18 protein-coding genes are annotated in these 16,311 nt (G+C 42.3%); 17 read left to right on the plus strand and 1 reads right to left on the minus strand.

Annotated elements, in window-relative coordinates; genetic code table 11:
• Positions 1-200 precede the first annotated feature (200 nt).
• The 17 genes from LNN34_RS03710 (at position 201) to fni (ending at position 16,079) form a co-directional block, all read left to right on the plus strand.
• Complete coding sequence (locus tag LNN34_RS03710) at positions 201-1,259, plus strand: helix-turn-helix domain-containing protein (RefSeq protein ID WP_213418747.1); 1,059 nt, start codon at positions 201-203, stop codon at positions 1,257-1,259.
• Positions 1,252-2,742, plus strand: a complete 1,491-nt coding sequence (locus LNN34_RS03715) for a RecQ family ATP-dependent DNA helicase (RefSeq protein ID WP_095713197.1) — start codon at positions 1,252-1,254, stop codon at positions 2,740-2,742. The genes LNN34_RS03710 and LNN34_RS03715 overlap by 8 nt, the downstream gene beginning before the upstream one ends.
• 14 nt (positions 2,743-2,756) lie before the next feature.
• The gene (locus LNN34_RS03720; protein WP_283912421.1) at positions 2,757-3,338 is read left to right on the plus strand and encodes a CPBP family intramembrane glutamic endopeptidase; all 582 of its coding nucleotides are present in this window, start codon (positions 2,757-2,759) and stop codon (positions 3,336-3,338) included.
• Positions 3,322-4,062: a LysM peptidoglycan-binding domain-containing protein gene (locus tag LNN34_RS03725; RefSeq protein WP_095713196.1), complete on the plus strand. Its 741-nt coding sequence runs from the start codon at positions 3,322-3,324 to the stop codon at positions 4,060-4,062. The genes LNN34_RS03720 and LNN34_RS03725 overlap by 17 nt, the downstream gene beginning before the upstream one ends.
• A 64-nt stretch (positions 4,063-4,126) precedes the next feature.
• Positions 4,127-4,570, plus strand: a complete 444-nt coding sequence (locus LNN34_RS03730; protein WP_024121889.1) for a YpbF family protein — start codon at positions 4,127-4,129, stop codon at positions 4,568-4,570.
• Between the two features lie 85 nt (positions 4,571-4,655).
• A complete protein-coding gene (locus tag LNN34_RS03735) occupies positions 4,656-5,435 on the plus strand; it encodes a metallophosphoesterase (RefSeq protein ID WP_044154977.1) in 780 nt (259 codons plus the stop codon).
• A 151-nt stretch (positions 5,436-5,586) separates the two neighbouring features.
• A complete protein-coding gene (locus LNN34_RS03740; protein WP_010334765.1) occupies positions 5,587-6,171 on the plus strand; it encodes a genetic competence negative regulator in 585 nt (194 codons plus the stop codon).
• 156 nt (positions 6,172-6,327) lie between these two features.
• The gene (gene gudB, locus LNN34_RS03745) at positions 6,328-7,602 is read left to right on the plus strand and encodes an NAD-specific glutamate dehydrogenase (RefSeq protein ID WP_044154979.1); all 1,275 of its coding nucleotides are present in this window, start codon (positions 6,328-6,330) and stop codon (positions 7,600-7,602) included.
• A 108-nt stretch (positions 7,603-7,710) separates the two neighbouring features.
• A complete protein-coding gene (locus tag LNN34_RS03750) occupies positions 7,711-8,685 on the plus strand; it encodes a YpdA family putative bacillithiol disulfide reductase (protein WP_044154980.1) in 975 nt (324 codons plus the stop codon).
• 120 nt (positions 8,686-8,805) lie between these two features.
• Complete coding sequence (gene prsW, locus LNN34_RS03755; protein ID WP_044154984.1) at positions 8,806-9,462, plus strand: glutamic-type intramembrane protease PrsW; 657 nt, start codon at positions 8,806-8,808, stop codon at positions 9,460-9,462.
• A 143-nt stretch (positions 9,463-9,605) separates the two neighbouring features.
• On the plus strand, positions 9,606-10,520 hold the full coding sequence (gene sleB, locus LNN34_RS03760) for a spore cortex-lytic enzyme (protein WP_044154987.1): 915 nt from the start codon (positions 9,606-9,608) through the stop codon (positions 10,518-10,520).
• 36 nt (positions 10,521-10,556) lie between these two features.
• Positions 10,557-11,909, plus strand: a complete 1,353-nt coding sequence (ypeB, locus tag LNN34_RS03765; protein ID WP_024121883.1) for a germination protein YpeB — start codon at positions 10,557-10,559, stop codon at positions 11,907-11,909.
• A gap of 92 nt (positions 11,910-12,001) precedes the next feature.
• Positions 12,002-12,658 (plus strand): flagellar brake protein, encoded by a 657-nt coding sequence (locus LNN34_RS03770; protein WP_229042754.1) that lies wholly within the window; start codon positions 12,002-12,004, stop codon positions 12,656-12,658.
• A 44-nt stretch (positions 12,659-12,702) separates the two neighbouring features.
• Positions 12,703-12,879: a YpfB family protein gene (locus LNN34_RS03775; protein ID WP_044154999.1), complete on the plus strand. Its 177-nt coding sequence runs from the start codon at positions 12,703-12,705 to the stop codon at positions 12,877-12,879.
• Positions 12,880-12,957: 78 nt separating this feature from the next.
• Complete coding sequence (gene cmk / locus LNN34_RS03780; protein ID WP_044155003.1) at positions 12,958-13,632, plus strand: (d)CMP kinase; 675 nt, start codon at positions 12,958-12,960, stop codon at positions 13,630-13,632.
• A gap of 236 nt (positions 13,633-13,868) precedes the next feature.
• A complete protein-coding gene (gene rpsA / locus LNN34_RS03785) occupies positions 13,869-15,017 on the plus strand; it encodes a 30S ribosomal protein S1 (protein ID WP_229042755.1) in 1,149 nt (382 codons plus the stop codon).
• Between the two features lie 12 nt (positions 15,018-15,029).
• The gene (gene fni / locus LNN34_RS03790) at positions 15,030-16,079 is read left to right on the plus strand and encodes a type 2 isopentenyl-diphosphate Delta-isomerase (protein ID WP_059293687.1); all 1,050 of its coding nucleotides are present in this window, start codon (positions 15,030-15,032) and stop codon (positions 16,077-16,079) included.
• 49 nt (positions 16,080-16,128) lie between these two features.
• Here fni and LNN34_RS03795 read toward each other — a convergent pair whose 3' ends face one another.
• Positions 16,129-16,260 (minus strand): YpzI family protein, encoded by a 132-nt coding sequence (locus LNN34_RS03795; protein WP_010334754.1) that lies wholly within the window; start codon positions 16,258-16,260, stop codon positions 16,129-16,131.
• Between the last annotated feature and the right edge of the window lie 51 nt (positions 16,261-16,311).

Genomic DNA, 16,311 nt, shown 5'->3' on the forward strand with positions numbered 1-16,311 from the left:
ACACCTATTCCTCTTACTTATTGTAATGATGTTGATGCCACATTTCAACAGAAAAATGATTGAGAATGCTTATCACATAAGGGGTTATCTACATAACATCCCCCCTAATGATGACTTTAAACGTCGATTTCTGTTTAAAATCTGTTAAAATAAAAAGAACAAACCAGCGAATTTTGTCAGGAAGAATGTGGGTGGATAGGTTGTCATTAAATTACTTTGATATCATGGTTCTCGATTGCCTTTCTAAAATAAACGGGGAACGGACAGGAAGTGCCGTTTTTCACTTATTCAAAGGAAAAAGATCGTCACAAACCATTCAAGATGCCGGCTTATTTCAGACTGCAAGATATTTTGGAATGGCTCCGCAATGTTCAAGAAGCGACATTTCAGCCTCACTCCGCAAGCTTGAACAGCAGTCATTTCTGGAACCGATGTCAGAAACAGATACATACAGAGTGACTATTAGAGGCGAAAGCATGTTGAGGCAGGCGCTGAGTGAACGGCCTTGGCCAGCCCATTGCCACGGTGCTTATTTTCAGCAGGCCGCAAGCGTGCTCTGGAAAAGACTTTCCCTTCTCGTACAGGTATTATCAAATAAGCAGCACAGCAGCAGACAGTATATTCCCGTCACAAAAGATTATAAGACGCTTCACTGGGTCAAGCGATACATGCACAAGCAAAAGGACCATGAAAAACTGGCAAGAGGCTTGCAGGATATGCTGGAGAATCATTTGCAAAAGCTTGACGAGAAAGCAGCTCTTATCTTTGTCTACTCATTAACTTCATATAATAGGATCGGTTATACGAGCAGGCAGCTTGCTGACAATCTGAAAGAAGACGAGTGGTACGTTTATGTCTTGTTTTGGGCTGCGGTACATTATTTTATTCATTCCTTGCCGCAATGTGAAGATTCTATATTAAAGGATTTTCTTTCTGATGTGCATTTGGAGAACGCACTGACTGAGTCTACGAGAAAAACATGGCAGATGGTCAGACAAGGGATTCCGATTCAGCGAATTGCTGAAATCAGAAAGCTGAAAACCGCCACAATTGAAGACCATATCGTCGAAATTTCTCTTCATGAGCCGGCTTTTGTGATTGATGGATATATTTCGGCTGAAGATCAGCTCCAAATTGCTGAGTTCGCCAAACGCATGCGGACAAACAAGATCAAACAAATTCGAGAAGGCCTAGAGCAGCGGTTCAGCTACTTTCAAATCAGGCTGGCATTGGCAAAGCAGGTGAAACAGTATGACTAAATTACAGCAAGCGTTATATCAGTTTTTTGGTTTTCATTCCTTTAAAAAAGGGCAGGAGGACATCATCAGAAGCGTACTCAGCGGAAAGGATACCATTGCAATGCTTCCCACAGGGGGAGGAAAGTCTCTTTGCTACCAGTTGCCCGGTTATATGCTTGACGGTATGATATTAATCGTTTCTCCTTTGCTTTCTTTAATGGAGGACCAGGTGCAGCAGCTGAAAGCGCGGGGAGAAAAACGAGCTGCCGCATTGAATAGCATGCTCGGCAGGCAGGAAAGACATTTCGTTTTGGAGCATATCCACCGCTACAAATTTTTGTATCTGTCGCCCGAAGCTTTGCAGTCGTCATATGTCCTGGAAAAATTAAAGAGCGTTCCGATCAGTCTTTTTGTTATTGATGAAGCGCATTGTATATCGGAATGGGGACATGATTTCAGGCCTGATTATTCAAAGCTTGGACAGCTGAGAAAAAAACTAGGGCATCCGCCGGTGCTTGCTCTGACGGCTACGGCGACGAAGGATACGCTGCATGATGTCATGAATTTGCTTGATCTGCAGCATGCCGAACAGCATCTTAACTCAGTTAACCGGCCGAATATTGCGCTCAAAGTTGAAAATACCGCGGATACTGCCGAAAAAATAGATAGGGTCGTTCAGCTGGTTGAAAACCTGCAAGGACCGGGAATTGTCTATTGTCCGACAAGGAAATGGGCAGAGGAATTAGCGGAGGAAATTAAAAATAAAACAAGCAGCAGGGTTGATTATTACCATGGCGGCATGGATTCTGGTGACAGAATGTTAATTCAGCAGCAATTTATCAATAATCAGCTTGATGTCATTTGCTGTACAAATGCGTTCGGCATGGGTGTTGATAAATCTGATATCAAATATGTCATCCATTTTTATCTCCCGCAGACGGCTGAAGCTTTTATGCAGGAAATCGGCAGAGCAGGGCGTGACGGAAAACCGAGTGTCAGCATTTTGCTCAGAGCGCCTGGAGATTTCGAATTGCAGGAGCAGATTATCCAAATGGAGAGCCTTGCGGATGGAGAAATCGCCAATGTTATTCGCGTGCTGGAAGAAACGGAAGAACAGGACGAAAGAAAACTGCGCGAATTATTCATGCAATATGGTATCACAGAGACGCAGTCGCGCATGATCATCCATCTCTTTATGCAGGGGAAAACATCAATTGATCTGATCAAGCGGGAAATCACGTATCGCATGGAGCTGAAACTTGAAAAAATGCGTCACGTGGCAGCTTTACTTCATCGCGATGGCTGTTTAAGACAATCGCTGTTAGCCTATTTTGATGAAACATACGAGCCCGATAAAGGAAGCATGCCATGCTGTTCACATTGCGGTTTTGATCTTTCGCTGTATGAACAAAAAGAGGAGCGCGTCCAAAAAGCGCCATTAGACGGCTGGAGATCGGAATTGCACCGTATATTCAGTCTAGAGACTGTAGGTGAGCCGAACTGAAACAGCAAAAGGATTTGATCCAGCATCTGTCTGACCGTGATATACTGAAGCAGCTATACATGACACAGCTTCTGATCATCATGGTGTCCGCTGCTGCCGTTTTGTTCTTTTTTCAGGATATAAGTGATTTTTTCAGCCTCTGGCATATTAGAGATACAAGAATCATTTGGTATGGTGTTTCTTTGGCGGTTATTGTCATTTTAGCCGACATGGCAATCATGAAATGGTGTCCGCCTCATTTATATGATGACGGCGGAATCAATAAAAAGTTATTCAGTAAAAGGCCAATCCCTCATATTATATTTTTAACGCTTCTGATTTCTTTTGCTGAAGAAATGTTATTCAGGGGAGTGCTGCAGACCCATATTGGTTTATGGGCGGCCAGTCTTGTATTTGCTGTTCTTCATTTTCGGTATTTGACAAAATGGCTGCTATTTATCATGGTGACGGCAATCAGCTTTTTGCTTGGACTGATTTATGAATGGACCGGCAATCTATTTGTTCCGGTAACGGCGCATTTTATTATTGATGCCGTGTTTGCCTGTCAGATTCGTTTTGAACATGTTAGGAGGGATACACATGACGAACATGTCTAGAGTAGAGAGAAGAAAAGCCCAGAATCTTTATGAAGACCATAAAACCTCATTGGCGGACGACCTTTTCGAAGATGATGAAGAAAGCCTTCCGACAAGACAATCTGTAAAAAATCAAAGAGAGAAGAAAAAAAAGCAAGGCAAAACAAGAACGCCGTTATTTACCACTCTCGCAGTACTGTTTGTATTTGTGCCGGTTATCGTCTTTGTCACCTTGTTTTATCTAATGAAAAGCCATCCGGGAAATCCCGATGATTATGAAGATGTTTTTATAAACAGCAGCCAGAGTAAATACGAGGTGGTCCAAAAACCAGAGGCCAAAAAAGAAACGGCAGAGACAGTTCTGCGCGAAGAGTCAAAAAAAAAATCTGAAGGCAAAAAGACAGAGAAACAAACAGAAGCAACAACTGATAAGAAGCAGCCTGCTGTAGCGGAAAAAGAGAACACAGCAAACAAACAGGAAGCAAAAAGCGCGGCTGCTTCCCCTTTCCCGGAAAAAACAGTCCAAAAAGAGCAGGAACAGGTACAGCAGCAGTCTGAACCAGTTCAAGATACGGAGGCAAAACGTATCGTTCAGCACACCGTTCAAAAGAAAGAAACGCTGTACCGAATTTCCATGAAATATTATAAAAGCAGATCAGGAGAAGAAAAGATCCGTGCCTATAACCATTTGAACGGAAATGACGTTTATACCGGGCAAATTTTGGACATCCCTTTGACTTATTAGCGGGCATCTTTTTGATCGCAGGCTCATATATTGTAGCAATGAAAAGGGACAAGGTGTGAAGCGTATGGAATCCTTATGGAACCAGCTGGACCGATTTACGGACGCGCCGACCAAACAGATGCTACAGGCGTTGGTGAAACGAAAACAAAAATACGAAAACTATGCTGCGCAATGCCGCAGGTGGCGGTGGACCTCACTCATTTGCCTGGGCTTATTATGTCTTTTAATGATGATCAAAAGTCCGGCGCCTCAGCTCATTCTTCAAGAAATGCTCAGCCATACCTTTTATTTATTTTGGATGATGGCAACTGCTTTTGCATACTGCACTTCATATTATTTTAAGAAAAAAGAAGAAAAAGCCGAGGGTGATTTCCATAAACTGAGATGTGAAATTATTCAGAAAAGCACTGATCTTTGGCCGCAGCCTGATAAATGGAAGGCGAGAGAATCTGTTTTTCAATTGATGAAGCACCAATACGATATTAATCTATATTTTGAAAGTAAATAAAATGGGGCGTTTTCTCAAACGATAGAAACGTCTTTTTTTTATTGTCCGTCTTATTGATAAGTTCTAAAAGAATGGAGAGTTTTTAATGAAGCGATCAATGAAAATTGCCGGTGCATTGGCTATTGCAGCAGCGGCAATGACGGCAAAAATGTATTCAGTGGCAAAAGGCAATCACCTAAAAATCCATACATTTACGTTATCAAAAATGAAGGGGAAGCCGCCTCTTACGATCTTTTTTATATCTGACATTCATAAACGTATGGTTGATCACGGTCTTTTAGAGGAAGCGCAGGGCCATCAGCCGGATCTGATTATAATCGGGGGTGATTTAGCTGAGGGCGGAGTGCCCTGCTCGAGAATTGAGGAAAACGTCAGAAGGCTTGCGGGTTTGGGAGTCCCTGTCATGTTTGTCTGGGGAAACAATGATTATGAAATCAGTCAGCGGGAACTGTATGCTATATTTAAAACGCACCGCATTATTACGCTGCGAAATGAATCGGTTCCTTTTACGTATAACGGACATACCATCACCATAGCCGGAGTGGATGACATCAGGATGGAGATGGATGATTATGAAGAAGCGATTAAAGAAATTGACGGGAACCAGGTGAACGTTCTGGTTTGCCATAACCCTGAGATCCATCAACAAATCAATGAAACTGACGGTATTGATGTGATATTCAGCGGGCATACCCATGGCGGGCAGATTCGATTCGGGAAATTTGGCCCTTATGAGCTTGGGACAACCGGTTTTGTTAAAAATGCTGCGTACCTCATCAGCAATGGGTACGGCACAACAAAAGTGCCCCTTCGCTTAGGGGCGGAGCCTGAGGCACACATCGTGACACTTGCAGCACCTGAATGACTTCCCTAAAGAGTGTGTCAATAAAAAACTGCATTGTGCTTGTCTTACTAGTGAACTCAGTGTAAACTGATAACAATTAAGAACCTATGACTCATCATCTCATATAATGTGTTATATGATTTGTGTGCAAGTAGAGGCAGGAGGGAACGTTATGCGGCTTGAGCGTCTGAATTATAATAAGATCAAAATCTTCTTGACCCTCGATGATTTAACTGATCGTGGATTAACAAAAGAAGACCTCTGGAAGGACTCATTTAAAGTCCACCAGTTATTTAAAGATATGATGAATGAAGCAAATACAGAGCTCGGCTTTGAAGCGAATGGACCGATTGCAGTGGAAGTGTATTCTCTCCAAGCACAAGGGATGGTTGTGATCGTAACAAAGAACCAAGAAGCGGATTCAGAAGAAGATGAGTATGATGATGATTACATCGAAATGCAAGTCAAGCTTGACGAAAGCGCGGACATCATATATCAATTCCATTCCTTTGAAGATATCATTCAGCTTTCTGAAAGCTTACAGCGGATCGGTATCACAGGAGGAACTGTCTACCACTATGAAGGACAGTACTTCCTGAGCCTTGAAGACTTGGGATCACAGACTGCCGAGGGTGTTGTGGCGGTCCTGGCTGAATACGGCAATCCGACAACATTAACGATTTATCGCTTACAAGAGTATGGTAAGCTCATTATGGACGGAAATGCTGTAGAGACAATCCAAACTCATTTTTCATAAGAATGGAAGAAAAACTGCTGTTTTTTACAGCGGTTTTTTTTGTTAAAAAACATGGAAAAACATAACGTTTATCCTATGCATAGATCATATGAAGGTGTATACTATTCTCTGAAAGGGAGCATGTGAGAAACAGAAGATTCTAGGAGGTTAACTCAAATGGCAGCCGATCGAAACACCGGTCATACAGAAGAGGACAAACTTGATGTATTAAAATCAACCCAAACCGTAATACATAAGGCTCTGGAAAAATTGGGATATCCTGAAGAAGTATACGAACTGTTAAAAGAGCCGATGAGATTATTAACGGTAAAAATACCAGTTCGTATGGACGACGGTTCAGTCAAGATTTTTACGGGTTATCGTGCCCAACACAATGACTCTGTCGGTCCGACAAAAGGCGGGATACGTTTTCACCCGAACGTAACTGAAAAAGAGGTGAAGGCACTTTCCATTTGGATGAGTTTAAAATGCGGTATCATTGATCTTCCATATGGCGGTGGTAAAGGCGGAATTGTTTGTGATCCAAGGGATATGTCGTTTAGAGAGCTGGAGCGTCTTAGCAGGGGTTATGTCAGAGCTATCAGCCAAATTGTCGGTCCGACGAAAGACGTGCCGGCACCGGATGTATTTACAAACTCACAAATCATGGCTTGGATGATGGATGAGTATTCAAGAATTGATGAATTTAATTCACCTGGGTTCATTACAGGCAAACCGCTTGTGCTTGGCGGATCTCACGGGAGAGAATCAGCGACAGCAAAAGGTGTAACCATCTGCATAAAAGAAGCGGCGAAGAAAAAAGGCATCGATATTAAAGGTGCACGAGTTGTCGTTCAAGGCTTCGGAAATGCCGGAAGCTATTTGGCAAAATTTATGCATGATGCAGGGGCAAAGGTTGTCGGCATATCCGATGCATACGGCGGACTGTATGACCCTGAAGGCCTGGATATTGATTATTTACTCGACCGCCGCGACAGTTTTGGCACAGTGACAAAGCTTTTCAACGATACCATTACGAACCAAGAGCTGCTGGAACTGGATTGTGATATTTTAGTTCCTGCCGCGATTGAAAACCAAATTACAGAAGAAAATGCCCATAACATTCAGGCGAAAATCGTCGTTGAAGCAGCAAACGGGCCAACTACGCTTGAAGGAACAAAAATTCTTTCAGACCGTGACATTCTGCTTGTTCCGGATGTACTGGCAAGCGCGGGAGGCGTAACGGTTTCTTATTTTGAATGGGTTCAGAATAATCAGGGCTTCTACTGGGGCGAGGAAGAAGTAGAAGAGAAATTAGAAAAAATGATGGTAAAATCATTCAACAATATTTATGAAATGGCCAACAACCGAAGAATCGACATGAGACTTGCCGCATATATGGTAGGCGTGCGTAAAATGGCGGAGGCTTCGCGCTTTAGAGGCTGGATATAAGTTGATGATTTGCATAAAAAATAAAAATCTCCTATGATAAAATAGGAGATTTTTTTATTTGGAAATAGAAAAATGTGAATCGAATGCCAATCGCAGGAGTTGACGGAAATGATTGAAGAAAAAGCAATAATTATTGGCGGAGGTCCTTGCGGGTTATCTGCGGCCATTCACCTAAAACAAATTGGCATTGATGCCCTCGTCATTGAAAAAGGCAATGTCGTTAACAGTATTTACAATTATCCGACGCATCAAACCTTTTTCAGCTCAAGTGAAAAGCTTGAAATCGGTGACGTGGCATTTATTACCGAAAACAGAAAGCCTGTCAGAATTCAGGCTTTGTCGTACTACAGAGAAGTCGTGAAGCGGAAAAAGATCCGTGTGAATGCATTTGAAATGGTGCAAAAAGTGACAAAAGCAGAAAACAATTCATTTGTTATCGAAACGTCAAAAGAGACGTATTCAACACCATACTGCATTATTGCCACAGGCTATTATGATCATCCAAACTATATGAACGTACCTGGTGAGGATTTGCCGAAGGTATTCCATTATTTTAAGGAAGGACATCCGTATTTCGATAAAGACGTCGTCGTTATCGGCGGAAAAAATTCAAGTGTAGATGCTGCGCTTGAACTCGTCAAATCAGGAGCGCGTGTCACCGTTTTATATAGGGGCAATGAATATTCTACAAGCATTAAGCCATGGATTCTGCCAGAATTCGAATCTTTAGTAAGAAACGGTACAATCCGAATGGAATTTGGCGCTTGTGTAGAAAAAATCACTGAAGATGAAGTCGTTTTCCGCTCCGGCCAGCAGGAACTGATTACCATTAAAAACGACTTTGTATTTGCCATGACGGGTTATCATCCTGATCATCAATTTTTGAAAAAAATCGGTGTGAAAATCGATGAGGAATCAGGACGTCCGTTTTTTAATGAAGAAACGATGGAAACCAATGTGGAGGGCGTTTTTATTGCAGGGGTCATCGCTGCCGGAAACAATGCAAATGAAATATTTATTGAAAACGGAAGATTTCACGGCGGCCACATCGCAAATGAAATCGCAAAAAGAGAAGATAAGTGAAAAGAGGAGAGCATATGAAGGATTCATATGCTCTTTTTGTTTTTTTAAGGGCAGACAGATGTAAATTCATACACAACATGATAGGATAGACATAGGAATATAAAGGAAAGAGGTTGCCTGATGTTTGCAATCATCTCTGCAGGAATTGCTCCCGGCATCGCGCTGTTAAGTTATTTTTATTTAAAAGATCAGTATGATAATGAACCTGTACATATGGTGCTTCGGTCATTTTTTCTTGGGGTTGTTCTTGTATTTCCCACCATGTTTATCCAGTATGTGCTTGAAAAAGAGAATGTGGGAGGCGGAAGCTTTTTTGTTTCTTTTTTGTCTTCTGGCTTTTTGGAGGAATCATTAAAATGGTTTATTTTAATGATCAGTGTTTACCCGCACGCCCACTTTGATGAACATTATGACGGAATTGTATACGGCGCAAGTGTATCGCTCGGTTTTGCGACACTCGAAAATATTCTTTATTTAATCGGACATGGCGTGGAGCATGCGTTTGTCAGAGCGCTGCTGCCCGTTTCATGCCATGCCTTAATTGGCGTGATTATGGGGTTTTATCTAGGGAAAGCGCGTTTTTCCGCTGAAAAAGCACGTGCAAAATGGCTTTTCCTTTCGTTGGCCGTACCTTCACTTTTACATGGGTCGTATGACTTTATCCTGACAGCCCTCAGTAATTGGATCTATTACATGCTTCCATTTATGTTATTTTTATGGTGGTTTGGTTTGCGAAAAGCAAAAAAAGCCCGTTCCGTCAATATGATGCAGATATAGAAGAGCCGCACAGCGATAGTGCGGCTTTTTGATTTGCTGAAATTTTTAAGCTGTGAGGGATAAGAAGGAAAGAGTGTATAAAAATAACCTTGTTACAGAAAATACGATTACACTCAAAAATTTGCTGTAGGAGGCTTGAAAAAATGAAGTCCAAAGGATCGATTATGGCATGTCTCATCTTATTTTCCTTTATCATTACGACGTTTATTAATACTGAAACCATTTCAGCCTTTTCTAATCAAGTCATTCAAAGAGGGGCAACAGGGGACGATGTGATCGAGCTGCAGGCGCGTCTTCAATATAACGGATATTATAATGGGAAAATTGACGGGGTTTATGGATGGGGGACATACTGGGCAGTACGGAACTTTCAGGATCAATTCGGCTTAAAAGAGGTAGACGGTCTGGTCGGAGCCCAAACCAAAAAGACCTTGATATGTAAGTCTAAATATTACCGTGAATATGTCATGGAGCAGCTTCAAAAAGGAAATAAATTCACGCATTACGGAAAAATACCGCTGAAATACCAAACAAAACCGTCAAAAACAGCGACTCAAAAAGCAAGGCAGCAAGCAGAGACGCGGCAGAAACAGCCTGCTGAAAAAATAACACAGCAGCCGCAAGCGAATAAACAGCAAAACAATAACACGCCTGCAAAAACCAAAAAACAGGATGCGGTTGCAGCTAACATGCCGGGCGGTTTTTCCAATAATGATATTCGGCTGCTTTCTCAAGCGGTTTACGGGGAAGCGCGTGGGGAGCCGTACGAGGGACAGGTTGCTATTGCAGCAGTTATCTTGAACCGTTTAAACAGTCCGTTATTTCCAAATTCAATAGCAGGTGTTATTTTTGAACCGCTTGCCTTTACAGCGGTGGCTGACGGACAAATTTATATGCAGCCGAACGAAACAGCAAAAGAAGCAGTATTAGACGCCATTAATGGCTGGGACCCTTCCGAGGAAGCGCTATATTACTTTAATCCGGATACAGCTACCAGCGCGTGGATTTGGGGGCGCCCGCAGATTAAGAGAATCGGTAAACACATTTTCTGTGAGTAGCAGGACATAAGAAAGCATAAAAATGAGGTGTGATAAATGATCAGAGCTATTTTAATCGCAGTGCTCGGTATTGCAATTGTCGGTACTAGTTACTGGGGATACAAAGAGCACCAGGAAAAAGACGCTGTCCTTCTTCATGCTGAAAATAACTATCAGCGGGCGTTTCATGAGCTGACCTATCAGGTAGACCAGCTGCATGATAAAATTGGTGCAACGCTTGCCATGAACAGCAAAAAATCACTGTCCCCCGCATTGATAGATGTTTGGAGAATTACATCAGAAGCCCATAACAGTGTCAGTCAGCTGCCGCTTACATTAATGCCGTTTAACAAAACGGAAGAGCTGTTATCTAAGATCGGTGATTTCAGCTATAAAACGTCAATCAGAGATTTGGATCAAAAACCGCTCGATGAAAAAGAGTATACTTCGTTAAATAAGCTTTATCAGCAATCAGAAGATATACAAAATGAACTGCGCCACGTTCAGCACCTTGTTATGAGCAAGAACTTGCGCTGGATGGATGTAGAGATGGCGCTGGCCTCTGATGAAAAACAGAGTGATAACACGATCATCAATAGCTTTAAAACGGTTGAAAAAAATGTCGGATCCTTTGCCTCAGGAACAGATCTTGGGCCAAGTTTCACCAGCACCAAAAAAGAAGAGAAGGGTTTTGCCCATCTGAAGGGAAAAGAAATTTCTGCACAGGAAGCCAAACAAATTGCCCAACGCTTTGCACCTGATGACAATTATGCAATCAAAGTGATAAAGAGCGGAAAAAAAACAAACCGTGACGTCTACAGTATCAGTATGAAAGATCCTGATCATAAAGCAGCGATATATATGGATATTACAAAAAAAGGCGGACACCCGGTTTATTTAATCCAAAACAGAGAAGTGAAAGATCAGAAAATCAGCTTGAATGATGGATCGAATCGAGCCCTTGCTTTTCTAAAGAAAAACGGATATGAAACAAAAGATCTGGAAATCGATGAAAGTGCGCAATACGATAAAATCGGTGTATTCTCATATGTTCCAATAGAAAATAATGTCCGGATGTATCCAGAAGCCATCCGTATGAAAGTTGCCTTGGATGACGGCGAGGTTGTCGGCTTTTCAGCGCGAGATTTCTTAACATCCCACAGAAAAAGAGACATACCAAAGCCGGCTATCTCTGAACAAGATGCGAAAGCAAAATTAAACAAAAGTGTAGAAGTGAGAGAAACAAGGCTTGCTGTGATCACAAATGAATTAGGACAGGAAGTATTATGCTATGAAATGCTGGGTACGATTGAAAATGATACATTCAGAATGTATATAAATGCTAATGACGGAACGGAAGAGAAAGTTGAAAAACTAAAAAATGCTGAACCTATATATAAAGACCTATAAAAACCAGGAGGAAAGGACTAAAAGTCTTTTCCTTTTTTTCATTACATGCTTTAATAAAAAGTGAGTATATTGAATGCGAAAGAGTGAAGTCAATGATAGAGATTGGGGAAACTGTACACTTAGAATACATAGAAGAAAATGATTTAAAAATAGCAAAGAGCAAAGCCGTGAGTATAGAAAACGGAGAGCTCCTGATCGCATATCCGGTTGATGTAAACACAGGAAGAACCGTGATTTTACATCAAAATATTGAAGTAACGGTAGAGTTTGTCGGTAAAGACGAAGTGCCTTACCGCTTCTCAAGCCGCATTAAGGGAAAAGTGAAGGACAAGCTTCAAATGATCTGCCTTGAAATGCCTCCCCGTGAAAAAATGAAGCGAATTCAGCGCCGCCAATATGTAAGAACTGACGCGGTATTGGATGTGCTGGTCGAGCCGGCAGATGAAAAAGACGGGTTTCATACACTCTCGTACAATATCAGCGCCGGCGGTATTGCTTTGATTGTGACAGATGGCTATTCTTTTCAGCACGGGGATACGATGCGCCTGTTCATCAGCCTTCAGGATGGGGAGAAAACGAATCAAATAGAGGCTGACGCGGTTGTCAGGCGTGTTTATAATGATTCAAAATCAGGCAAACGTAAAATGACCTTGGAGTATTCGGAGATTTCAGCCAGTGATCAGCAGCTCCTTCTTCAGTATTGCATACGCCGCCAGTTAAACAAGAGAAGAAAGGGACGATTGGAATAAACATCGGCAAACACTTCCATACTATTTGTGATGGAGGTGGGCTGATGAAGACCTTTGAACGGCTGCTGCTCAAATTATTGTTCATTCAGGCAGTGATTTTACTTGGTATCCAGTTTCTTTTTCACTATCAGCATATTGAACCTTATGTCTCAAAAGTGATTCAATATGAAGGGGTGGATAAAATGGAAGTTAATGATTGGGTGGAAACCTTCAATCATTAATTATTCATGAATTTTTCACCCTTTTTCATAAAGTTCATGATACAATCCATAGAGGAGAAAAGAGCAAGGAGAGGAATTATGGAAAAGAAATTATCGATTGCGATCGACGGCCCGGCTGCTGCGGGGAAAAGCACCGTTGCCAAAATTGTGGCTGAGAAAAAATCGTACATATATATTGATACAGGAGCGATGTATCGGGCCATTACATATGTGGCTTTACAAGAAAAAGTTGATTTGACAGATGAAGCAAAATTAGCTGAGCTGTTAAAGCAAACCGATATTGAGCTGATTACAACAAAAGAAGGACAAAAGGTGCTTGTCAACGGCACAGATGTGACTGAGGACATCAGAAAAGACGAGGTCAGCAATCAAGTCTCAATTGCTGCCAAGCACAGAAGCGTCAGGGAAGAAATGGTGAAACGCCAGCAGCAGCTCGGGGAAAAAGGCGGTGTTGTCATGGACGGACGTGATATCGGAACTCATGTGCTTCCAAACGCCGAAGTGAAGATCTTTCTTTTGGCATCTGTTGAAGAGAGAGCGAAACGCCGTTATGAAGAAAACGTAAAAAAAGGCTACGATGCCAACTACGAAACATTAATTGAGGAAATTGCAAGAAGAGATAAGCTCGATTCAGAGCGCGAAGTTTCTCCGCTTCGAAAAGCAGATGACGCGCTTGAAATCGACACGACTTCTCTCTCCATTCAGGAAGTTGCTGAAAAAATCCTTGATGTAGTGGAGCAAAAGTCCCGCTGATACCGGCGGAGGCCACTTTTTTTGAATTTTTCAACAAAGAAAGAATGTTATTGCTTGACAAACCTGTCCTTTTATTAGAAGTTAATACTAATAAAACTTTTTATTGATCATTCAAAATCTTTTTTGGATGATTCTTTAATACATATTCGGCTAAAAGCGGACATGCATGATACGTGTTCAGCTTTCAAACCGTTTTTAATTAAGCTGTGTAGGTTTGGACCAAGGAGGTTATTCAAATGACAGAGGAAATGAATCAAATTGATGTTCAAGTACCAGAGGTTGGAGATGTAGTAAAAGGGATTGTGACAAAGGTAGAGGACAAGCATGTGGATGTTGAAATTATCAATGTCAAACAGTCCGGTATTATTCCAATCAGTGAATTATCAAGTCTTCATGTAGAGAAAGCATCGGATGTCGTAAAAGTAGACGACGAGCTTGACCTGAAAGTAACAAAAGTGGAAGACGATGCTTTGATTTTATCTAAACGTGCTGTTGATGCAGACCGCGCTTGGGAAGACCTTGAGAAAAAATTTGAAACAAAAGAAGTGTTTGAAGCTGAAGTGAAAGATGTCGTAAAAGGCGGTCTAGTGGTTGATATCGGCGTTCGAGGCTTTATTCCGGCATCACTTGTAGAAGCGCATTTTGTAGAAGATTTTACCGACTATAAAGGAAAAACACTGTCTCTGCTCGTAGTAGAGCTTGACCGTGATAAAAACCGCGTCATCCTTTCACACCGTGCGGTTGTTGAAAGTGAGCAGGCGAATAAAAAACAAGACCTTCTTCAGTCTCTAGAAGTCGGAAGTGTGCTCGATGGTAAAGTGCAGCGCCTGACTGACTTTGGTGCGTTTGTTGATATCGGCGGTATCGACGGGCTTGTGCACATTTCACAGCTTTCCCACTCCCACGTTGAAAAGCCGTCTGATGTTGTGGAAGAGGGACAGGAAGTGAAAGTGAAAGTATTATCGGTTGACCGGGATAATGAGCGTATTTCTTTATCTATTAAAGAAACGCTGCCTGGGCCTTGGAGCCAAATTGGCGAGAAAGTCAAACCGGGTGATGTGCTTGAAGGAAAGGTTCAGCGTCTCGTGAGCTTCGGTGCGTTTGTTGAAATTCTTCCTGGCGTAGAAGGTCTCGTTCATATTTCTCAAATTTCTAATAAACACATCGGCACGCCGCATGAAGTCCTTGAAGAAGGACAGACTGTAAAAGTGAAGGTTCTTGATGTGAATGAAAATGAAGAGCGCATTTCATTAAGCATGCGTGAGCTTGAAGAAACTCCTAAAGCCGATCAAGAGGATTACCGCCAATATCAGGCGAAGGAAGAAACAAGCACTGGCTTCCAGCTTGGAGATCTGATCGGAGATAAGCTTAATAAACTAAAATAATTGGTGATAAACGTGACTCGAGCAGAACGGAAAAGAGAACACATCAATCATGCCCTGTCTACCGGCCAAAAGCGGGAGACGGGTCTTGATGATATTACGTTTGTTCATGTCAGTCTGCCCGATCTTGCATTAGAACAAGTAGATATTTCCACAAAAATCGGCGAACTTTCAAGCAGTTCGCCGATTTTTATCAATGCAATGACTGGCGGCGGCGGACAACTTACATATGAAATTAATAAGGCGCTTGCTAGAGCAGCTCGTATAGCTGATATTCCTCTCGCTGTCGGCTCACAAATGTCGGCGTTAAAAGACCCGTCTGAACGCTATTCGTATGAAATCGTCCGAAAAGAAAATCCGAATGGGCTGATTTTTGCCAACTTGGGCAGTGAGGCGACAGCTCGTCAGGCGAAGGAAGCTGTCGAAATGATTGAGGCGGATGCGCTGCAGATTCACCTGAATGTGATTCAGGAAATTGTCATGCCTGAAGGCGACAGAAGCTTTAGCGGCGCTCTTTCCCGTATTGAACAGATCTGCAGCGAAATCAAAGTGCCTGTCATAATAAAAGAAGTAGGCTTCGGAATGAGCAAAGAATCAGCAAGAAAGCTGTATGAAGCTGGTGCGGCAGCTGTTGATATCGGCGGTTACGGAGGAACAAATTTCTCGAAAATAGAAAATCTCCGAAGACAGCGGAAGATCACTTTTTTCAACTCATGGGGGATTTCAACAGCAGCGAGCTTGGCGGAAATCCGCTCTGAGTTTCCCGGTAAAACTACGATTGCGTCAGGCGGCCTTCAAAATGCGCTTGATGTCGCGAAGGCGATAGCTCTTGGGGCTTCCTGTACTGGAATGGCAGGGCACTTCTTAAAAGCGCTGACTGAAAAAGGCGAAGAAGGGCTGCTTGAAGAGATTCAGCTGATCCTAGAGGAATTAAAAATGATTATGACTGTGCTTGGCACCAGTACGATTTCTGATTTGCAAAAGGCTCCTCTTGTCATAAAAGGTGAGACTCATCACTGGCTTACAGAGAGAGGCATTCATACTTCCAATTACAATGTGCGTTGACAGCTGTATAAGAAAAGCCCAAAACGGTGTGAGTTTTGGGCTTTTTGTATTATGATTTACGCTTTTTAAATTTGCCGTTTTGTTCAAGGCTGGTGGCTCCGTCATAGTGAATCGATTGGTCTCGGTCTGATTCCACTCTGCCCGAAGCCTTGAGTTTTTTCTCCTGTCTGTCTTTTCCCATGATCATTCTCCTTTACGTGAAGCGGTTTGTTTAAAAAAAGTGTTTAGACTC

Origin of the sequence: Bacillus sp. AF23 (genome assembly GCF_020861455.1) — a bacterium.
GTDB classification, from domain to species: Bacteria; Bacillota; Bacilli; order Bacillales; family Bacillaceae; genus Bacillus; species Bacillus halotolerans.

Coding starts and splice junctions, on each gene's coding strand:
- LNN34_RS03730 (WP_024121889.1), top strand. CDS start 4,127: ATGGAATCCTTATGGAACCAGCTGGACCGATTTACGGACGCGCCGACC.
- LNN34_RS03750 (WP_044154980.1), top strand. CDS start 7,711: ATGATTGAAGAAAAAGCAATAATTATTGGCGGAGGTCCTTGCGGGTTA.
- cmk (WP_044155003.1), top strand. CDS start 12,958: ATGGAAAAGAAATTATCGATTGCGATCGACGGCCCGGCTGCTGCGGGG.
- LNN34_RS03715 (WP_095713197.1), top strand. CDS start 1,252: ATGACTAAATTACAGCAAGCGTTATATCAGTTTTTTGGTTTTCATTCC.
- LNN34_RS03740 (WP_010334765.1), top strand. CDS start 5,587: ATGCGGCTTGAGCGTCTGAATTATAATAAGATCAAAATCTTCTTGACC.
- gudB (WP_044154979.1), top strand. CDS start 6,328: ATGGCAGCCGATCGAAACACCGGTCATACAGAAGAGGACAAACTTGAT.
- ypeB (WP_024121883.1), top strand. CDS start 10,557: ATGATCAGAGCTATTTTAATCGCAGTGCTCGGTATTGCAATTGTCGGT.
- LNN34_RS03795 (WP_010334754.1), bottom strand. CDS start 16,260: ATGGGAAAAGACAGACAGGAGAAAAAACTCAAGGCTTCGGGCAGAGTG.
- prsW (WP_044154984.1), top strand. CDS start 8,806: ATGTTTGCAATCATCTCTGCAGGAATTGCTCCCGGCATCGCGCTGTTA.
- LNN34_RS03775 (WP_044154999.1), top strand. CDS start 12,703: ATGAAGACCTTTGAACGGCTGCTGCTCAAATTATTGTTCATTCAGGCA.
- LNN34_RS03725 (WP_095713196.1), top strand. CDS start 3,322: ATGACGAACATGTCTAGAGTAGAGAGAAGAAAAGCCCAGAATCTTTAT.
- LNN34_RS03735 (WP_044154977.1), top strand. CDS start 4,656: ATGAAGCGATCAATGAAAATTGCCGGTGCATTGGCTATTGCAGCAGCG.
- LNN34_RS03770 (WP_229042754.1), top strand. CDS start 12,002: ATGATAGAGATTGGGGAAACTGTACACTTAGAATACATAGAAGAAAAT.
- sleB (WP_044154987.1), top strand. CDS start 9,606: ATGAAGTCCAAAGGATCGATTATGGCATGTCTCATCTTATTTTCCTTT.
- rpsA (WP_229042755.1), top strand. CDS start 13,869: ATGACAGAGGAAATGAATCAAATTGATGTTCAAGTACCAGAGGTTGGA.